This is a genomic window from Paenibacillus sp. 10L310 (assembly GCF_056395745.1).
The window spans coordinates 112,067-133,036 of record NZ_JBFTKC010000009.1 but is presented as its reverse complement, the minus strand read 5'-3'; the positions used below and the strand labels follow the sequence as shown (position 1 = coordinate 133,036).

General features: G+C 45.2%; 13 protein-coding genes. 9 read left to right on the top strand and 4 right to left on the bottom strand.

Going from position 1 to position 20,970, the window contains the following annotated elements; genetic code table 11:
• Positions 1-274: 274 nt before the first annotated feature.
• Positions 275-889: a TetR/AcrR family transcriptional regulator gene (locus AC1DE7_RS19505; protein ID WP_047843147.1), complete on the bottom strand. Its 615-nt coding sequence runs from the start codon at positions 887-889 to the stop codon at positions 275-277.
• A gap of 176 nt (positions 890-1,065) precedes the next feature.
• Between AC1DE7_RS19505 and AC1DE7_RS19500 the strand changes: the two genes are divergently transcribed.
• Positions 1,066-1,803: an SDR family NAD(P)-dependent oxidoreductase gene (locus tag AC1DE7_RS19500; protein ID WP_047843148.1), complete on the top strand. Its 738-nt coding sequence runs from the start codon at positions 1,066-1,068 to the stop codon at positions 1,801-1,803.
• Positions 1,804-1,933: 130 nt separating this feature from the next.
• Here AC1DE7_RS19500 and AC1DE7_RS19495 read toward each other — a convergent pair whose 3' ends face one another.
• Positions 1,934-2,806, bottom strand: a complete 873-nt coding sequence (locus AC1DE7_RS19495) for a helix-turn-helix transcriptional regulator (RefSeq protein ID WP_036671442.1) — start codon at positions 2,804-2,806, stop codon at positions 1,934-1,936.
• 208 nt (positions 2,807-3,014) lie between these two features.
• Between AC1DE7_RS19495 and AC1DE7_RS19490 the strand changes: the two genes are divergently transcribed.
• The 8 genes from AC1DE7_RS19490 (at position 3,015) to AC1DE7_RS19455 (ending at position 20,220) form a co-directional block, all read left to right on the top strand.
• Positions 3,015-9,398, top strand: coding sequence for a rhamnogalacturonan lyase family protein (locus AC1DE7_RS19490; protein ID WP_477534998.1), 6,384 nt, complete (start codon positions 3,015-3,017; stop codon positions 9,396-9,398).
• Between the two features lie 275 nt (positions 9,399-9,673).
• Positions 9,674-11,386 carry a sensor histidine kinase gene (locus tag AC1DE7_RS19485; RefSeq protein ID WP_127549416.1) on the top strand — a complete coding sequence of 571 codons (1,713 nt, stop codon included), beginning with the start codon at positions 9,674-9,676 and terminating at the stop codon, positions 11,384-11,386.
• Complete coding sequence (locus AC1DE7_RS19480; RefSeq protein WP_127549414.1) at positions 11,383-12,789, top strand: response regulator transcription factor; 1,407 nt, start codon at positions 11,383-11,385, stop codon at positions 12,787-12,789. Before AC1DE7_RS19485 ends, AC1DE7_RS19480 begins: the two co-directional genes overlap by 4 nt.
• 252 nt (positions 12,790-13,041) lie before the next feature.
• Positions 13,042-14,778: a type 2 periplasmic-binding domain-containing protein gene (locus AC1DE7_RS19475; protein WP_339282607.1), complete on the top strand. Its 1,737-nt coding sequence runs from the start codon at positions 13,042-13,044 to the stop codon at positions 14,776-14,778.
• 61 nt (positions 14,779-14,839) lie between these two features.
• Entirely contained in the window at positions 14,840-15,754 is a 915-nt protein-coding gene (locus tag AC1DE7_RS19470) for an ABC transporter permease (RefSeq protein WP_253508706.1), read from the top strand.
• Positions 15,755-15,767: 13 nt separating this feature from the next.
• Entirely contained in the window at positions 15,768-16,661 is an 894-nt protein-coding gene (locus tag AC1DE7_RS19465) for a carbohydrate ABC transporter permease (RefSeq protein ID WP_477534997.1), read from the top strand.
• Positions 16,662-16,683: 22 nt separating this feature from the next.
• Positions 16,684-18,312 (top strand): glycoside hydrolase family 13 protein, encoded by a 1,629-nt coding sequence (locus AC1DE7_RS19460; RefSeq protein WP_340982456.1) that lies wholly within the window; start codon positions 16,684-16,686, stop codon positions 18,310-18,312.
• Between the two features lie 240 nt (positions 18,313-18,552).
• On the top strand, positions 18,553-20,220 hold the full coding sequence (locus tag AC1DE7_RS19455) for a glycoside hydrolase family 13 protein (protein WP_340982455.1): 1,668 nt from the start codon (positions 18,553-18,555) through the stop codon (positions 20,218-20,220).
• Positions 20,221-20,317: 97 nt separating this feature from the next.
• Here the strand turns inward: AC1DE7_RS19455 and AC1DE7_RS19450 are convergent, their stop codons facing one another.
• Both AC1DE7_RS19450 and AC1DE7_RS19445 read right to left on the bottom strand, forming a co-directional pair.
• A complete protein-coding gene (locus AC1DE7_RS19450) occupies positions 20,318-20,599 on the bottom strand; it encodes a GNAT family N-acetyltransferase (protein WP_036615433.1) in 282 nt (93 codons plus the stop codon).
• On the bottom strand, positions 20,592-20,843 hold the full coding sequence (locus tag AC1DE7_RS19445; protein ID WP_340982454.1) for a (4Fe-4S)-binding protein: 252 nt from the start codon (positions 20,841-20,843) through the stop codon (positions 20,592-20,594). The genes AC1DE7_RS19450 and AC1DE7_RS19445 overlap by 8 nt, the downstream gene beginning before the upstream one ends.
• Between the last annotated feature and the right edge of the window lie 127 nt (positions 20,844-20,970).

The window sequence follows — 20,970 nt, the reverse complement described above, 5'->3', positions numbered from 1 at the left end:
TGGTCTAGAGAAAAGGACATAGTCCGTTTACCGCTTGGGCTTGTATCTAATTAATTTTCACTTAGGCATGCATTTATCTTGAGGATTTCATTCCTCTCGTGTAAATGACATGCCCGTTTTTATTTATGCTTTAAATCCCCTTGTGATTTTGCGTCCTGTTGGTGTCTGGGCATGTCCCTGAGTAATCAGGAGCATCTGCTCCATCTGCAACTAGCCTGTTATCTAAAGCAGACATATCGTTCATCGTGATGTTCACAAATCAACTTACTTGAGATCAAGATTCAAACGTGTTACCGACATAATGAAAAGAGTGAATATGCGTTTTGGTGAGATCAATCACGTTTTTGATAAATGCCTCACGTGATTCACGATATCCGCTTAATATCCAATTATTTAATAGTCCAAAAAAACCGTAGGCGGTATAGTACTTGAAATAGTCCATATTAACTGGGGAGTTGTTGATCGTCTCAAAGACAAATTGCTCCTGATAGATTTTGAGTATGGTTTGCGGAAAGCCTGTATGTAGACCGGGTAACGTATCATCGTATTGAATCAGTTCGAAGAAATCACGGTGCTCGTAGATATAATCCACGATTTGAAAAGATTCGGCATCCAGCTTGTTTGTTGAAACCTTTTGACCGTGCCAATAAGGTTTGCCTACTGCGCCCCTCAATCCTTCGAGTGTCATACTCAACAACTCTTCGGCGAGAATATATTTATCCTGGTAGTGTAAATAAAACGTGCTACGATTATAACCCGCCTGATCAACGATGTCTTTGACAGAAACACCATGGAATCCTTTTTTCTTAATGAGCTGAATCAGAGCAGTTTTTAGGTGCTCCTTGGTTCGATTACGATGTTGAGATGTCACAATAAGTTCATTATTCATTCAAAAAAACTCCTATAAATATAGACATAGTTTTATAAAGTGTCTACGAGGTAGACACTTGGTCACATCTTAATGATTGGATTGTTACAATTTTAAGCATAGAATTAGTTTTGTAAACATCATATAGCACTATTTATATAGGCGCTATTCAAAATATTATACTGGGGGATTTATTCATGGGCAAACTTCAAGATAAAGTTGCAGTCATCACAGGAGGAGCATCCGGGATTGGCGCAGCGACAGCTCGCTTATTCGTTTCCGAAGGAGCTAAAGTGGTCTTGGTGGATCTAAATGAAGAAAAAGGTAAGGCGTTTGAGCAGGAACTGAAAGCGCTTAAAGCAGAGGCTCTCTTTATTAAAGCAAACATAACAAGTGAAGAAGAGGTTTCTGAGATTTTCAAACAAACCGTAGAAGCATTTGGTCAAGTCGATATCGTATTCAACAATGCGGGAATCGGACGTGTTCATCCCACGCATGAGCTTGATTATGCCGAATGGCGCAATACAGTCAATGTTGATCTGGACGGCGTATTCTTGGTTGCACGTGAAGCGATTCGCGAAATGCTCAAAATTGGTGGAGGTACAATCGTCAACACGGCTTCCATGTACGGATGGGTTGGTTCACCTGGCTCTGCAGCCTACAATGCAGCTAAAGGCGGCGTTGTGAACCTGACTCGTTCGCTCGCGCTGGAGTATGCTGAGCAGAATATTCGGGTGAACTCCCTTTGCCCAGGCTTTATCGATACACCGATTATCCCGGAAGAGAGCAAACAAGCACTTTCAGCGGCAACACCAATGAAACGTCTGGGTCAAGCAGATGAGATGGCAAAAGCCGTTCTGTTCCTGGCTAGCGACGATTCTTCATATATGACAGGAAATAGCTTGATCATAGACGGAGGATACACCGCTCAATAAGTGTAGCAATTATCGAAGCACACAAAGAACATAGTTCCATTAAAAGTCGCTATTCTAGCGGCTTTTTTTATATTGTATTGGTATAAGAGCAGTTCCCAATTCAAGGACAACTAGCAAACAGCGATTTTAGCTATTCATAATAGATGGCCTCATAAGGAAACTCTAACTTATTCAAGCGATATTCTTTGGGCGACATGGACATATATTGCCGAAAAACTTTGCCGAAATAGCTGGGACTCTCAAACCCGCATTGTTGACCAATCTGAGAAATCGGAAGTTCCGTTGTGCGGAGTAGTCGGATTGCAACCTCAATGCGTCTGTCTTTAAGATAGGCTAGCGGTGATGTTTTCTCGGATTTCTGAAATAACCTGCACAAGTAGTGTTTATTGATATCGCAATGGCTGGCTAGAAGATCCAACGTCAATGGAGATGCATAATTCTCTCGGATGAACTTTTTACATTTCTCAATCGTTGTTATGGATAGGGCACCGATATCCTTCTCCGCATCCCGACTCGTCTGTACCAGGATAAGCAACCACCGATAGATTTGCATGGACAAGCGATACTTGTCCGTAACCTTCTCTTGATGAATCAAATGGATAATTTGCCATAACTCTTGAATCAAGGGAGAGTCCGCGTTTCGTCGAATGACATGTCCCTCATTATCATGCATCATATCCCAAATTCGGTTAGCTTCATCCCCGCGAATGTTGATCCATATAAATTCCCATGGTTCGTTGTTCTCTTGTTTATAGTAATAGCAATGTTCTCCTGCAATTTTGACAAGTAGGGCATGTCCCTTCGGTAAAGGGAGCGTTTGATTGTCAATATCCAGATAACCCTGGCCATTAAGTGTGTATTGAAAAACGACATGCCCCGGGTCCGGTCTATCATCACTTGGACAACGATATTCCTCGCTAGAAACGATCTGCCATCCAATAGAGTCCAGTGTCATGATTGATGTATCGTCATTACGAAAAGCATAAGAAACCGTATGAACCATCGTTTCATCTCCTTCCTAAAAAAGTCAATTATCTTATATAATACGTCACATTTTTTAGATTGTCTGTCTTTTTTTAGACCTGTAAGATAAATGTAAGCGGTAACATAAAGAGGAGGTGGCTGTAAATTGTGTTCATATGACAACAAGCTGGGCAGGATCGAACTGATGATTCTAAAAATGAATTTTTAGATAAGGGGGAGTTAATCGAATGATCCGAAGAACTGTTTCCATCCAAAAATCGATGTTTGTATCTTTTTTAGCACTCCTTATGGTTATTTCACTGGCTGTTCCTCCGGCGCCGATACGTGCAGAGTCATCAAGCAGCCTGCCGGGTCGCCAAGCAGAGTATCTTAACCGGGGATTGGTTGCGGTTCTTGTAGACAACGGCGTTTTTTTAAGCTGGAGGTATTTAAACAACGATCCAGATGATATCGCTTTTAATATATATAAAAACGGAACCAAAGTGAACGCATCGCCCATAAGCGATGTGACCAACTATGTGGACACCACTGGTTTCGACAGTTCGCAATATCAGATCTCCACCGTTATTGCAGGCAAAGAGCAAATGCAACCGGAAGTTGTATCGGTCTGGCATAACGATTATCTACCTATTCCGCTCGATAAACCGGCCGATGGTCGGACTAAGGATGGCGGAACGTACTCCTATTATGCTGGAGATGCTTCCGTAGCTGACTTGGACGGGGATGGCGAGTATGAAATTGTCTTCCTGTGGAGTCCAAGCAATTCCAAGGACAATTCGCAGGCGGGTTATACGGGGAATGTCTATATCGATGCCATCAAACTGGATGGCACCAAGCTGTGGAGGATTGACCTGGGAGTCAACATCCGCGCCGGAGCGCATTATACGCAGTTAATGGTGTATGACCTCGATGGCAACGGAAAGGCTGAGGTTGTTGTCAAGACGGCGGACGGCACAAAGGACGGCCAAGGCACGGTCATTGGTGACGGCACGAAGGATTATCGCAACGACGGCGGATACATACTCTCAGGTCCAGAATATCTCACGCTGTTTAACGGTGAGACTGGCGCGGCTGTATCTACCGTGAACTATGATCCTCCAAGAGGCAACGTCAGTGATTGGGGTGACGGCTATGGCAACCGTGTAGACCGTTTCCTTGGCGCCATCGCTTATCTGGACGGTACGAAGCCAAGTGTCGTGATGAGCCGGGGTTATTATACCCGCACAGTGCTTGTTGCTTATGATTATGTTGGCGGGGAACTCGTCAAACGCTGGACGTTCGACACAAACGAAGCAGGATCACAATATCAATCACAGGGCAACCATAATCTAAGTGTGCTGGATGTCGACAAGGACGGCAAGGACGAAATTATGTTTGGCGCCTTGGCCATTGATGATGACGGCAGCTTGCTGTACAGCACCGGACTCGGCCACGGTGACGCCATGCACGCCGGCCAGCTCGATCCGAACCGGGAGGGCTATCAGGTCGTAAGCGTGCATGAGCATTCTGATGCGGCATACGGTCTGGAGATGCGCGATGCGGCAACAGGTGAAATCCTCTGGGGTGAGAAAACAGGTTTTGACACCGGTCGCGGGATGTCGGCGGACATTGATCCGAACTATCCAGGTTACGAATCATGGGCCACGACCGTTACCAACGGGCAAAGTGTACCTGTAACCAATACCTATTCTGCAGCAGGAGAGGCTATCTACACTGTGGACGAAGGGCCCAAAACCGCCAATTTCGCCATCTGGTGGGATGGAGATCTTCAGCGGGAGCTGTTGGACCATGAGTGGGATAATAGCACAGCCAAAGGTATTCCACTCATCTATAAGTGGGATTACCAAAACAAAAAGCTGAATGAAATCTTCCGGGCGACCGGTACGTTAACGAACAACCATACCAAAGGCAATCCGGCACTTCAGGCGGACATTCTGGGTGACTGGCGTGAGGAGCTTCTGCTGCGGAGCGAAGATAGTTCGGAGTATCGTCTCTACACAACGACCATTCCTTCAGACTATCGCATCCCTACGCTGATGCAGGACCCTGTGTATCGACTTGGCGTAGCCTGGCAAAATGTAGCCTACAACCAGCCGCCTCATACCGGCTTTTATCTTGGAGCGGAAGCTACAGCATTCCCTAAAGCCGATCTGACTCTGACCCGCGAAGCTGAAATGCTGGAGCCGGTCTACCGCTTTAATTTCGGTACAGAGACTGCGTCAGGAAGTACGAACATACAGGATACGCTCTACGCACAAGATCCGGGATACGGCTTCAAGGATACAAGTGATGTTACGGTAGGGGCAAATCAGGTCTCGGTCGCGGCGGGCACGACATTTGCCGTTGATCTGCCCAATGCGAACTATAAGGTGATGTTGCGATTGGGCAATGATGCAAATGACTCGAACGTTGGAGTCAAATCCGAATTCGTCCAGAAGCTCGCCGTAACCAATGTGACAGCAGGGACACCACTGGAGTATTCCTATGATATTGCTGTGGTGGATGGACAGCTCGATCTTCTCTTCACGGGTACAGCCATAGACATCCAAGACGTCATCATCGAGAAATATCCAGAGAAAGCGGCTGGTGCGGCAACAACGATCTATATGGCTGGTGATTCAACCATGCAATCTTACAGTGAAGCGCAGGCTCCTCAAGAAGGATGGGGCCAACAGTTCGGACGTTATTTCTCCAATGGGGCTGTCGTCGTGAACGATGCGATCGGTGGCCGAAGCAGTAAATCCTTTATGGTAGACGGTCGTTTGGATACAATCCTGCAACGAATTAAGCCGGGGGACTTCTTCTTCATTTCCTTTGGTCATAACGACGCCAGTGCAGGGATACCGGACCGTTACGCATCACCGGAGGACTATAAGATTTACTTGGCTCGTTATGTAAACGGTGCCAAACAGCGGGGCGCTACACCGGTATTGCTCACTCCGGTTGGGCGCAGAGATTTTAATACAGTGACTCAGGAATTCAACGTCAGCTTCCCGGCATATGTTCAAGCTGCCAAAGAAGTGGCGGAAGAGCAGGACGTGCCGCTGATTGATCTCAGCAAGTTGAGTATTGCTTACTACGACAAAATTGGTAATACAGCTACGGAAAAAGTGTTCCTATATGCTAATCCGGGTGAATATCCAAAATACCCGAATGGGATCAACGATAATACGCATTTCAGCAGCTATGGTGCACAGAAAATTGCCGGACTCGTTGCTGGTGCAGTCAAAGACATGGAGCTGAGCATTTCATCACTGGTCATCGACCCGGATATTTCCGAGCCAGAGCCAGAGCCGGAAGCCCAGCTATATGAGGAGGATTTTGAAGGCGACGCTGCCAACTACCAATATGCGATGGTCAATGCCACGGGTATTGCAGGAACCATGACGGGAACCGTTGTTGACCAGTCCGGAAATAAGGTACTGTCCGTCGCGGGTTCCGGATCGGGCAATCGGGCCAAGGTATTCCGTCTGTTCGATGCCGTAAACGGCGATCAGGTGAACGTGAACTTTGACTGGCAGTCCGGTAATGTGAGTGCCTATCCATCAGAAGGTCATCTCACAATACAGGATTCAAACGAAAATGCCCTGTTCACGCTGCATACCAAAACCGGAAGCACCAAAATTCATTATTTTGTCGGTGCATATAACCCAGACTACGGCACAGGGGATACAGCCATACCCGAAGGGGGAACGGCTACAGATATTTCCAAGAACCAGTGGGTCAATGTGGATGCAACCGTTAATTTTGCCGAAAAAACATTGGATCTGACATTAACGAACCTAGCCGATCCGACAGTTACCCAAACGATTGCAGATATCTCGCTGAGTTCCGCCGCATATGCGGACAACGTCAGATCCATGCGGTTCCTGGGAACGAGAAAAGGCGGTGGAGGCACGTTGAACTGGACTACCCAGATCGACAACGTGCGGATTGAAGGCACTCAGCTCTCTTCGGAGAGTGGCGATCAGACGGCCTTAATCGCTCTGTACGATGAGATCAAAGCACTGAATCTGTCGGATTATACAGATGCATCGAAGGCCGTGGTGAACCGGGCTTTGGCAGCTGCGGAAGCTATATTCAATACGGAAGCCACGCAGGCTAAAGTTGACCATACGTTTAACATGTTAACTGTTGCGAAGGATTCATTGACAAGTGAACCAAACGAAGAGATAAGTGAATACAAATTTGACTTTGGTTCTGGCGGCGCAGCCGACGGATACATCAAGGTAGATGCCAAAAGAGCGTACATTGAAGGCAATGGGTACGGCTTTGCTGATACTGCGCTGACCAAAGATGAGAACCGGGGAACCGGAGATTTGCTCAAGGAAGATTTCACACGAGTAAACGGTACCTCTTTCCTGGCGGAAATGGAGCCGGCGAATTACCGGGTAACGATGACCATCGGGGATGCGGAGGAATCAACCAGCGCAAATGTGGTTGTAGAGCAAATGACAAAGCTGGCGCTTACAAGCATTGCCAAGGGCGAATTCAAAGAAATCACGTATGACGTTGCCCTGATTGATGGGGTCTTTAACTTCAACTTTACCGGAAATGCACCGAAGATCAATGCGCTGAAGCTGGAGCGACTGCCAGATCACAGTGCAAGCGATAAACCAGTTATTTATTTGGCCAGCGATTCCACGGTGGCCAATTACGCGGAAAACTATCGTCCGCAAGCGGGCTGGGGAGAAACGTTGGGTGAATATTTTGATCCAAATGAAGTCAGTATTGATAACCGGGCAGTTGGAGGTTTGAGTAGTAAGACCTTCCTGGTCGGTGGATATCTCAACGATATTTTACTCGACATTCAAGAAGGCGATTATCTATTCATGCAGTGGTCTCATAACGATTCCACACCTTCACGTCCAGAGCGTTATCTTACACCAGAGCAATTTAAGGTATATCTGAAAGAATACATTAACGGTGCTCTGCAGAGAGGTGCGATTCCGGTTCTGGTCACACCAGTGAACCGTCGTGATTTTACCGGAGAGGTGCTGAACAAAAGCTTCCCGGAATACGTACAGGCGATGAAAGAAACGGCGCAGGAAACGGAAACGCTTATCATCGATCTGAACCAAGCCAGTTGGGAGCATTTCCAGGAGCTTGGCACAGAAGGAACCAAATCGATATTCATGTGGGTAGGCACAACGGAAGACAATACACATTTGCAAATGAACGGTGCAATCAAGGTGTCTGAACTCGTAGCACGCCTTGTGAAGGAATTGAATATACCTTTATCTGATTTTGTTACGTTGGAAGGAGAATCTCCGGAGCAGAAGGCCCCGCATACTACGGCAACTGTGGAAGGAGAATTGCAGAACGGCTGGTATACTTCTCCAGTCCAAGTAACCTTCACAGCAAGCGATGAAGATTCCGAAATTGAAGGGACCTATTATCAAATTAATGGTGGCGAAACGGTGAGTGGCACACAATTGACTCTAACTGAAGAAGGAACACATACCATCAGCTACTGGAGCGTCGATGTTGACGGTAACAAAGAGAGCGAACAGTCTTTGTCCATATCCATTGATCTCGTACCTCCAACCATTGAGATTCATGGTCAAACCGAATACACCATTGATCAGCAGGTGGAAATTGGTTATACAGCTTCCGATTCGGTATCCGGTGTGGCAGAACCGGAGGGTGTGCTTCTCGACACTCCTGCGTATACACTGGAACCCGGCCTGAACGAGGTTACGGCAACGGTCTCGGATTTGGCTGGCTGGGAACAGACGGTAGAATATAGTTTTGGCGTTATTGCTACATTCGACAGCCTGATTAATCTGACCAACGCCTTTGCCGATGAATCGACCGATCCTAATGCTGGTGTTCTTGCTGATCAGCTTACAAACACGTTACAGCAGGCCAAACAGGCAGCAAACGATCGTGAAGGAGCAAAAGCGCGTCAATTGCTTGCATCCTACGGTAATGACGTTCAAGCAGTTAGAGGAACCGTATTTACGGATGAGCAGGCAAGTGTGCTGATTAAGTGGGAGGAATGGCTCCATCAGACAACGCCACTAGCAAACGGTGCCCCTGGCACTCCGGTGTTATCTGATAATAATGGTTACGACACGGGGCTCAAAGACGGCGACTACACAATCACGATGAATCTATGGTGGGGTAATAACGGCAATCAGTTCAAACTGTATGAGAACGGTGAATTGATTAAAGAAATTTCTCTGGTCGATCAATCCCCGTCCGCCCAATCTGTTCAAGTTGATATTACTGGAAAGAAAAATGGCACCTATATCTATACTGGAGAATTGATCAATGCACTGGGTTCAACCATGAGTGTTCCACTAACAGTCATCGTCACGGATGCTTCCCCGGGGCAAGCCGTTCTGTCGAACGACAACTGGGACGGTGACGGCAACTATAATGTCACCATGAATCTGTGGTGGGGAACAAACGCAACCGAATACGAACTTTACGAAAATGGTGTATCGATTGACACACAATCGCTGCAATCTCATTCGCCTGGTACACAGTCTGCGGTTACCTCAATCTCTGGAAGAGTACCTGGAATCTACGAGTATGAAGCTGTACTTCGTAATTCTTCAGGGGAAACCAGATCACACAAATTAAATGTGACGGTACGAGAGTAGACTGAAATGTTGGAGCATTCCATTAACAAGAAGTGATTACAACTGAAGTAAGGTACGCATATAAAAGTGCTATTCCTCATTATTTTGAGGAGTAGCACTTTTTATATGCGCACAGTATGAAAGCGTTTGACTTATTTGAATATCAATCTATAATGATGAAAGGAAATTGGACTTGGACAGGATACAGACAGCCTGTCCGCTTGAATGTATATTCAGAGCAAGCTTCCATACGCAGGAGGCTTGCTGTTTCATTTTCAGAAGGAGAATAGGTTCCCATGACACTTAAAAAAAGAATATTTTTACTGTTCTTTCTCAGTGCGTTTATCCCCTTTATCAGTATATTTGCAATTTCTTATTATACGATCGACTCCATTTTCGCAAATAAGATCGATGATGGTATCCGTAGCAATTTACAGCAGGTGACATCCTCATTGGAGAATTCCATCACCAATCTGAATCATGTGACGCAACAATTATCTTACAGGGGTACTTTAGGCAAAAGAATGGATGAATTCTTGAATCCGTCCTCCGATATCTTCGAACTGATTGAGGCCAGGGACGAATTAAAAAACGAGTTAAGTGTTGTGACCTTCACCAATCCTAATATCGGATTGACCCTATATTACTTTCAAAAAGAAGGTACTACTCAGTTCGGCAACTTTCCGATTAAGGATCGTTTCTCTCCTGAGTCTCTGCCTGTGCTCTTCCAAACCTATGGCATTAAGTACTATGGCCCCCATATGAGTATGAACCGATTTGATGATCAACTCGTTCTGTCTGCTATGCGCAAAGTGCAATTATCCGAGAGGAACGACGTGTTCATTTACGTAGAATCAGGCTTTCGCCTCACTCAAGATATCTTGGGTTACAATCAATACAACGGCGCATTATCTCATCTCATCCTGGATGGTGAAGGCAACATTGTGTACAGCGAAATACCGGAAGCCATGAAGGTAGGGGAGAATTTCACCAGCTTAACGGTCGATCCTGCCAAGGACGGAATATCCCGCGGGTATCACTGGTTCAAGGAGGATTCCTCACAGAAATGGAGTGTCGTATCGGTCATTTCGCAGTCTCAATATCAACAGGAGAAAAACCAGTGGTTGCTTCAAATTTTGCTGGTCGCTTTATTTTTCCTCGGCTTTACCGTGTTTCTCGCTTGGCTCCTGTGGAAGATGGTGTACAAACCACTCGGTCTGTTCCATTCGGAGATCAATGGAATGTCCAAAAATCCACAAACAAAAGGGAGCCGAGCTCGCACTCAGATTCCCGAATTTGATTTTCTGTTGGGTGAATTTTCGAACATGCAGCATCAGATTGGTGACCTCTTCAAGGAAGTACAGCAGAAAGAGAAGATTCGTGCAGACCTGGAAGTGGAAAAGCTGCTCTATCAGATCAACCCGCACTTTCTGATGAATACGCTCGATACGGTGCACTGGCTGGCCGTCATGAACGGACAAGGGGAGATCGACAAGCTGGTGCAGTCATTGAACAAGTTGCTCTATTACAATCTAGGCAAATTAGGGCAAGTATCCACTATGGAAGAGGAGATCGATGCCCTAAGACAGTATCTAATTTTGCAGCAAATTCGCTATGACTTTGAATTTGACGTCCGCATTACTGCAGATGAACAAGTGCTTCAAATTCCTGTGCCCCGCTTTATTCTGCAACCTCTGGTTGAAAATTCGTTATATCATGGATTAAGTGACGAAGGTTTTATTCAGATTGAAGTGACATGCACTTCAACGTTGAACATTATGATACAAGATAATGGTGCAGGTATGACTGAGGAAACCATTCATAATCTGCTGAACAATCGTGAAGCTGAACAACAAAAAGTAGGGATGGGCATCGGACTTAATTACGTTCACCGCATGTTGAAAGCACAGTACGGGGACCAAGCACAACTGGTGATCGAGAGTGAATTGGGAACAGGGACAAGCATACTGCTCGTATTGCCTATTAAAGGAGAAGATATCTCGGCATGATTAAGGTATTGATTGTAGATGATGATAAGCTGGTACGCAAAGGTATTAGCTCTGCGATGCCATGGGACGAGTTCGACATGGAGGTTGTAGGAGAAGCAAGCAACGGGTTGAAAGCACTGGATTTTCTGAAAACCCAACCGGTCGATCTGATGCTAACGGATCTTGCGATGCCCGTCATGTCAGGGATCGAACTGATGCGAGCTGCAAGGCAGCTCTATCCTGAACTTCATATCGTCGTGTTAACACTGCATCAGGATTTCGATTATATCCAGGAAGCGCTAAGACTCGGAGCCATCGATTATATAGCCAAAGTGCAGCTGGAGAAAGAGCAATTCGAACATGTTCTGCAACGGATTCATACCCGAATTAACGGGTTGACAAGCACGATAAGAAAGATGCCTGCACAGAATGAAATCAATTTCCATTATCGAAATGTGTATGCTCTTGTTTCACAAGATCGGAAATCAGAGCATACATGGCCAATGGAGCTAACTGCGCATGAAGATGAGATAAGATGGGAGGTTGAGCGTCATAGCTACATGTGGGCTACACCCCCGTCCGAAGAGAATCAACTGTTTCATCAATTGAAGGAATGCCTGCATCAAGTTCCCCAGTGTACGTTGTTGGTTTTGTCTGATGTACAAGAGCGAACATGGTCGCAAATCAAAAACTGGATTATGAATTATACAGAGACGTCTTTATTCTATGCATACAACCCCAATAACCAAGTCATTGCCGTTTCGATGAATGAGAAAGACACATGTTCAAATGAACCACAGGATGAGGACCTTGACCGGATTAAACAAAGTTGGTTCCAAACCCCATGGACCCACCACGACAGTTACTATAACCAACTCATTGACCAGTTTATATCCTTACGATTACATAAAGGTCAGTTGATGGGATTGCTGTACTCGATCTTAATGGAGTGGAACCGTATTTTTGCCCAAACTACGCTTGGAAGAATCTCGATGATCCATTCTTTCGAGTCTTGGTACGAGGTTGAAGAATGGATCAAACAGACTGCTGCAAGCATTCGAAAGGCTGATGAACAGACTTCGTACTCACAGGAAATCATCGATGCCGTGAAAAAAGCGGTGATGATCGTGCAGCAGGATTTGGAACAGGCCTATACAGCTTCAGGTCTCTCCCAACAACTCAATATCAGCCGAAGTTATTTCAGTCAATGTTTCAAAGATCTGATGGGGAAAACCTTTAATGAGTACTCCCGCTTCATCCGGGTGGAGAAATCCAAAGAGTACTTGCTCAATACGAATAATACGATTTTCTGGATTGCGGAGCGAGTGGGTTATACGGATGAAAAATATTTCAGCCGGATTTTCCGCGAACTGACAGGTCTTCTGCCAAGCGAATATCGGCAGCTAGGTAGAGGAAATAAATAGCCGACAGTCTCCTGTTTTAGGAGCTGCCGGCTTTTGTTTTTGATCGAGAAGAGGGGTAGATAGACAAATGTTAGTCAGTAGGTAGGGTAAATGATCACAAGTTAACCATACTTCATCATACGGACTGAAAACTGTAACCATTTCTCTATCCAAACGGACGTGTAATCCCTATCTCGATTGGCCTTCACTTCAATTTATAATGAAAGCGTAAACAAATATGTTGAACATCAGAATAAAGGGGAATCGAACTAGATGAGAACAAAATGGTCTATGAAAAGCAAACGGGTGACAAAGCGTCTGGCCGTGCTGTCCATGTCCGCCTTGATGGTTGCAGCCCTAGCGGCATGTGGAGGCACTTCCAATCCTCCTACTGCAGAGGAAGCAGGCAAATATGAGGTAACGCCTGGAGATCCGTTCAGTGCCTATAAAGACGAAATTACCGTAACCATGGGACGGGTAACCACAGCCAATCCAAAACTGCCGGCTGGTGATACCTATGAGAACAACGCATATACTCGGCTGGTCAAAGACACGTTTAACGCTCAGATTACAGATCAATTTGAAGCCAATGGTGAAGATTATAGTCGTCAAGTATCGCTTGCCATCGCATCCGGGGAATTGCCTGACATGATGCGTGTTGATTCCAAAGATGAACTGAAAGAACTGGTGGATAACGATCTGATTGAGGATCTGACCGCCATTTATGATCAATATGCCACGGATAATATCAAGCAAATGTACGATTCCTACGACGGCCGAGCATTAGACAATGCAACGATTGATGGACGTTTGATGGGACTTCCGGCGACTTCCCTGGATTCCGCACCAACGATGGTTTGGGTTCGTCAAGATTGGCTGGATCTGCTGGGGATTCAACTGGATGCAGACGGAGACGGTGCCCTTTCACTGGATGAAGTGGAGAAAACAGCGCTGGAATTCCTGAAAAGAGATCCTGGCCAATCCGGGAACCCGGTAGGTATTCCATTTGTGAACACGATGAATACAACAGATTATAATGGCTCTGCTTATACGATGCTGGGTGTGGCCTCAACCGAGGGAGCCTTCCCGCAATATTGGATGAATGGTGAAGATGGCAAAATCGTGTATGGTTCCACGACAGAAGAAACGAAGAAAATGCTGGGCACCATGGCGGATTGGTTCAAGAATGGCATCATTGACCCGCAATTTGGAACCCGCACGTTTGATGATATTACTGCACTCTACGCCAATGGCCAAAGCGGTATCGCCTTTGGACCGTGGCATATCCCTGACTGGGGACTGATCAGTGCAAAACAGATGGATAAAAATGCGAAATTTTCGGCTTATACGCTGGAGGATGCAAACGGCAAGGTCAACGTGGCGCATGCCAATCCATCCAATCAGTTTATCGTGGTGAGAAAAGGTTATGAGCACCCTGAACTGGCCGTTAAAATTGTAAACCTGTTCTACGATAAACTGGCCAATGATAAAAATGCCGCAACAACCATGCCGGAAGCTGCCAAGTATCAGGAGACCGGGGTAGACGGTTCAACGAGACCGTTCAATATCGAAGTCAATTCGGCTACATCGCTACTGGATGATTACTCTGACGTTGTTCGCGGGATTAAAGGAGAGATCAGCCTGGATGAGGTTCGCACAACCGAATCGAAGAACAATATCGGAAGCATCAAAACCTATTTGAGCGACATGGATACGGATGATGTGACTGCTTGGTCAAAATATCATTCACGGATCAACGGAGTGGGACTAATCGACAAACTGACACAAGAAAACAAATTTGTATGGATGACACCTGCTTTCTCTGGCACTACACCAAGCATGAAACAGACGTGGGCCAATCTGACAAAGTTGGAGCAGGAGTCGTTTATCAAAATCGTAACGGGTTCAGAACCGCTCGATTACTTCGATACATTCGTCAGCAATTGGAAGAAACAAGGTGGTGATCAAGTCATTCAGGAAATTGAAGACGAGATCGCATCGAAAAAATAAACATCCATGAACAGTAGCAGGGCTGCGATACGCAGCCTTTCTTCAGAAAAGGGGTTCATCCATGAAACAGGGGAATTGGAAAGCGCGAGGGCGGCTCGGCCCAGGTGCCATGTACCATATGATGATGCTTCCGGGCATTTTGTTTTTGCTTGTATTCAGCTATGTTCCTATGGTCGGCATCATTACGGCGTTTCAGGACTATATACCGGCCAAGGGCATGTTTGGCTCCGAATTTGTAGGCCTGAAGCATTTTATGTATATGTTCAAGCTTCCGGATATCGCGCAGGTCGTCAGCAATACGTTGGTGATTGCGATTGGCAAGATTCTGCTCGGAACGATGATGGCCATCATTTTTTCTGTTTTATTAAATGAAATTCGTATCAAATACGTTAAAAAATCCGTGCAGACGATTGTTTATCTGCCACACTTTCTATCCTGGGTTGTACTGGCATCCGTCGTTGTCAACATGTTCAGTTTGGATGGCATTGTGAATCAAATGATGGCGTTCTTTGGCCTCGAAAATATTAATTTCCTTGGCAGCAACACATGGTTCCAGCCACTGATTATTGGTACAGACGTATGGAAAGAGTTTGGTTACAGTTCTATCGTCTATCTGGCTGCCATTACGTCGATTGATCCTGGGTTGTATGAAGCAGCAGGAATGGATGGAGCAAGTTGGTGGAGAAAAGTGTGGCATATTACATTGCCAGGCATGCTGCCTATTATTCTGCTCATGGGCGTAATGAGTCTGACCAACATTTTGAGCGCTGGTTTCGATCAAGTCTATAATCTGTATAACCCGGTTGTCTATGAGTCGGGCGACATTCTGGATACCTATGTCTATCGGATCGGTCTCGTTGGGCGACAGTATAGCTTCGGTACAGCTGTTGGTTTGTTCAAGTCCGTCATCGGTATTGTTTTGCTCATGTCTGCCAACCAGTTGGCCAAAAAATATACGGACCGAAAAATATTCTAAGGAGGCCAAACCTGTGTCCTATTCTGCAAACTTAAAAGATCGAATTGGCCGGTTTGCCATCTATGCCATCGTCATCATGCTGGCATTGGTCTGCCTTCTTCCGTTATGGAATATCGTCGCCATTTCATTCAGTAGCAGCGAGGCAGTATCCGCGAATGCTGTAGGTCTCGTTCCAGTTAATTTCACAACAGCAGCGTATACCAAAATTATCGAAGATGCACAGTTCTGGCGCTCCTTTGGTATATCCGTTCTACGTGTTGTGCTAGCTCTTGTGCTTAACATGATTCTGATTATTTTAATGGCTTATCCGCTATCCAAATCAAAAAGAGATTTTAAAGGCAGAAACATTTATATGAATATCATGATTTTTGCCATGTTGTTCAGTGGAGGCATGATTCCCAGTTACCTGCTGATCAAAAACCTGGATATGCTGAATACGATCTGGGCACTTGTTCTGCCAGGCGCTGTCCCGATATTCAGTGTCATTCTCGTGATGAATTTCTTCTCCGCTGTACCTAAAGCGCTTGAAGAAGCAGCATTCATCGATGGGGCCAATCCGCTCCAGGTCTTGTTCAAAGTGTATGTTCCCGTATCCATTCCTGCACTGGCGACAGTCGCCTTATTCAGTATCGTGGGTACGTGGAATGACTTTTTCGGCGGGTTGATCTATATGACCAAAGTCAGTAATTATCCGTTAATGACCTATATTCAGTCCCTTAACGTGAATATTGCTGATTTGCTTCAAGCCGGCACCAATTCCAGCGAACTCAGTAACCTGACTGAAATATCGAACAAAAACCTGAATGCAGCCAAAATCGTAGTTGCTGTTATCCCGCTATTGCTGATTTATCCGCTGCTGCAAAAATACTTTGTGACGGGCATTGTCGTAGGATCTGTCAAAGAATAACCTTAGAAAGGTTGAATGGAACATGGAAAATAAAAAGTGGTGGAAAGAAACCGTTGTATATCAAATATATCCACGCAGCTTTCAAGATCGTAATGGTGATGGAATTGGCGACTTGGAGGGCATTGTATCCCGATTGGATTATTTGCAGCAACTCGGCATCGGTGCGATCTGGTTATCACCTGTCTGCAAGTCTCCTCAAGATGATTACGGATATGATATCTCAGATTATCAGGACATCGATCCGATGTTTGGGTCTTTGGAAGATATGGAACAGTTAATTCTGGAAGCCAAGAAACGAGACATTCGAATCATCATGGATTTGGTGTTGAACCACACTTCGGATGAACACCCCTGGTTTCTAGAAGCCAAAAAAGGCAAAGACAATCCGTACCATGACTACTACGTCTGGAGAGATGGCGTGGAAGGAACACCTCCGAACGACTTGGGTTCCACCTTTGGTGGTTCAGCCTGGGAATGGGTGCCTGAGATCGGGCAATATTATTTGCATCTATTTTCCGTAAAACAGCCCGATCTCAACTGGGAAAACCCCAAAGTCCGGCAGGAGATATATAACATGATTAATTGGTGGATCGACAAGGGTGTGGGTGGTTTTCGCCTTGACGTGATCGACTTAATCGGTAAAGAACCGGATTTGAAGATTACGGGAAACGGACCTAATTTGCATAAATATATCAGGGAACTGAGCAAGGAGACGTTTCAAAAAGCGGAAGACCTGCTAACCGTTGGAGAAACATGGGGCGCCACTCCGGAAATCGCCAAACTGTACAGCAATCCAGACGGCAGTGAGTTTTCAATGGTCTTCCAATTTGAACACATCAGCTTGGATGAACAAGAAGGCAAAGGAAAGTGGGATCTTAAACCTTTGGATGTGATGGCATTAAAAAAAGTGCTGTCCAAGTGGCAGACGGAGCTCAAGGGTGATGCCTGGAACAGTCTATTCTGGAACAACCATGACTTGCCACGTATCGTATCTCGTTGGGGAAATGATGGAGAATTCAGAGTTGAATCGGCTAAAATGTTGGCTACCCTTCTTCATGGCATGCAAGGTACGCCTTACATATATCAGGGTGAAGAATTGGGTATGACGAATGTTCAATATGCGATCGAGGATTATCGGGATATTGAATTGCTCAACTTTTATAAGGAAAGAATGGGGAAAGGTTATCCTGAACAAAGTGTGATGGAGTCGATCTACGCCAAGGGACGTGATAATGCACGCACACCTATGCAATGGGATACTTCCGATAACTCGGGTTTTACACAAGGGGAACCTTGGATTAAGGTGAATCCAAATTATAAGCAGATCCATGCCGAGGAAAGTTTGAATAACCCTGAATCCATATTCCATTATTACCGGAAGTTAATCCAACTCAGAAAAGATCATGAAGTCATTGTATATGGTGATTATGAGCTCATCTTTCCAGAGAACCCAGACGTGTTTGCATATACCCGAACGTTAAATGGTACGACAATTCTTGTGGTATGCAATTTCCAAGGATATACGACTGAACTTCCGCTTCAGGAGCAATTAACAGGGTCCTATCAGCTTTTGATAGCTAACTATACAGGTGAACTCTCGGAGAGCGAATTACGTCCATATGAAGCAAGAATGTACCTTATCAAGGCTTAGAAACATAATACTATAAATAAAGTCTATATAATCCGCGAAAAACAGACACACGTTAACGGAGAGGCAGAACCAATCTGGAGAAGCGAAGCGCTCGCCTTTATCACCGGATTTTTCCCTTGAAAAAGGGGAATCAAAAAATCTGGGGATAACAGCGATCGGAAGATGGTACTGTTCTCGTAGTGGCCTGTGTGATTGATTCGTGCGGTTTATAAAGTGGTCGAGAAAGAAGGATTGTATTCAATGAAAAGAGTATGGTGGAAAGAAGCAGTAGCTTATCAAATCTATCCGAGAAGTTTTATGGATTCCAACGGAGATGGGGTTGGTGACATCAAGGGGATCATATCTAAACTGGATTATATTCAAGATCTCGGTATTGATCTGATATGGATCTGTCCGATGTATAAGTCACCTAACGACGATAATGGTTATGACATCAGTGATTACTGTTCCATTATGGATGAATTCGGCACGATGGCGGACTTTGATCAATTACTGCATGAAGTGCATCACCGCGGCATGAAACTCATCATGGACTTGGTGATCAATCATACAAGTGACGAACACCCGTGGTTTATTGAATCCAGAGCTTCGCTGGATAATCCCAAACGAGATTGGTACATCTGGAGAGATGGGAAGAATGGAGACGAACCAAATAACTGGGAGAGCATCTTTGGCGCTTCTGCATGGGAATATGATGAAGCTTCCGGACAGTACTATCTCCATCTGTTCTCCAAGAAACAACCAGACTTGAATTGGGCAAATCAGGAAGTTCGGAAATCCATATATGAAATGATGAATTGGTGGCTGGATAAAGGGATTGATGGTTTCCGTGTGGATGCAATCAGCCATATTCACAAAGAAGAGGGCCTCTTGGATATGCCAATCCGAGAAGGCGTCAAATACATCTCTTCTTTTGAAAAGCATATGAATGTGAAGGGAATCCAGAGTTATCTGCAAGAAATGAAAGAGAACACATTATCCAGATATGACGTCGTGACTGTTGGGGAAGCAAATGGAGTTAAGGTAGAGGACCAAGAAGATCTGCTGGATTGGATCTGTGAAGTCAGAGGGAAATTTAATATGGTCTTTCAATTCGAACACCTGGACCTTTGGAAAAACAGTACAGACAGGCAACTGGATGTTCCCAAACTGAAAAACGTCTTGACCAAGTGGCAAAAATCACTGGAAGACGTCGGCTGGAATGCTTTATTTATTGAAAATCACGATCAGCCTCGCAAAGTTTCATCTTGGGGAAATGATACGGAGTATTGGTATGAAAGTGCCACAGCACTTGGAGCCATGTACTTTTTCATGCAAGGAACCCCTTTCATATATCAGGGGCAAGAGATAGGCATGACAAACGTGGCTTTCCCTTCGATAGAGGATTATAACGACATAGCCGATCGGAATTTATATCAGATCAAACGCGATGAGGGGATGTCGCATGAGGAGATCATGAACATCATCTGGGCTTCGAGTCGCGATAATTCCAGAACGCCGATGCAATGGTCTTCGGCCAAAGAGGCCGGGTTTACCAGCGGTACGCCATGGCTAAAAGTGAATGACAATTACGTCCATATTAATGTAGAGAAACAACTCCAGGAACCAGGTTCCATCCTTCACTTTTATAAACAAATGATTCAGCTGCGAAAAGAGCACGATACGTTGACTTATGGTATTTATGAGCTTCATATGCCGGATCATCCGAGTGTATATGCATATACACGTACACTGGCAGATCAACAGGTGCTGGTAGTAATCAATCTTTCTGAACACATGGTGGAGCTTGAGGAAGATGAGCTTGGCCTCAACTTCTCAGAGATCTGGCTTACCAACTATGAGAATGGCTTGCTGCCACTGGTGTTGCGACCGTTTGAAACTATTGTTGGATTAAGCATTAAAGTTTAAGTAGGATACGTAAAAAGGCGCCTATATCATGGTTTGAATGATATAGGCGCCTTTTATTGTTGTGTAATCCCATGAAAATCAACTGCGAATATTCGTTTTATTGATGGAGAACATCCGCGTATTCGGAAATACGTTCGAAACGTCCCTTGGCAAACGGACATAGAGGTAAAATCTTAATACCGTTTTCCCGCGCGTATTCCACCATCGCTTTGATAAGTTCATCGCCAAGCCCTTGTCCTCGGTAAGCATTTTCCACCAAAGTGTGATCAATGATGTATAGCTCTGGACTCGAGATTACATAGGTCATCACCGCAGCAATGTCACCGTTATCTTGAATAAGGAATCTTTTATTGGCAGGTTCATGTTCTACGTTATGCATGTTCATCCTCTTTCTTTGTTGAATATTCACCGTCCAGAAGCTTATACGTCAATGCTCCGCTTGGACATGTGTCAATATGCCGGGCAATGGCCTCCGAAGTGTCACCATCAGGATCAACCCAAGGACGCTTGCTTAAATCAAAAACAGCAGGGAGGCCCTTTACGCAAATACCGGAATGAATGCAGACTTCCGAATTAAACATAACCTCGATATCTTTACCGTAGTATAATTTCTCTTTAACCATAATGCATTCACATCTTTCACTGTTGAGTTTGAGTTTGTTTACAGATCGATATCCCAAGCATCCATGGTAATCCATGTCTGTCAGGCTACTTAATGTCCGAATTATAAATGAGGAATCGTTAATAAGT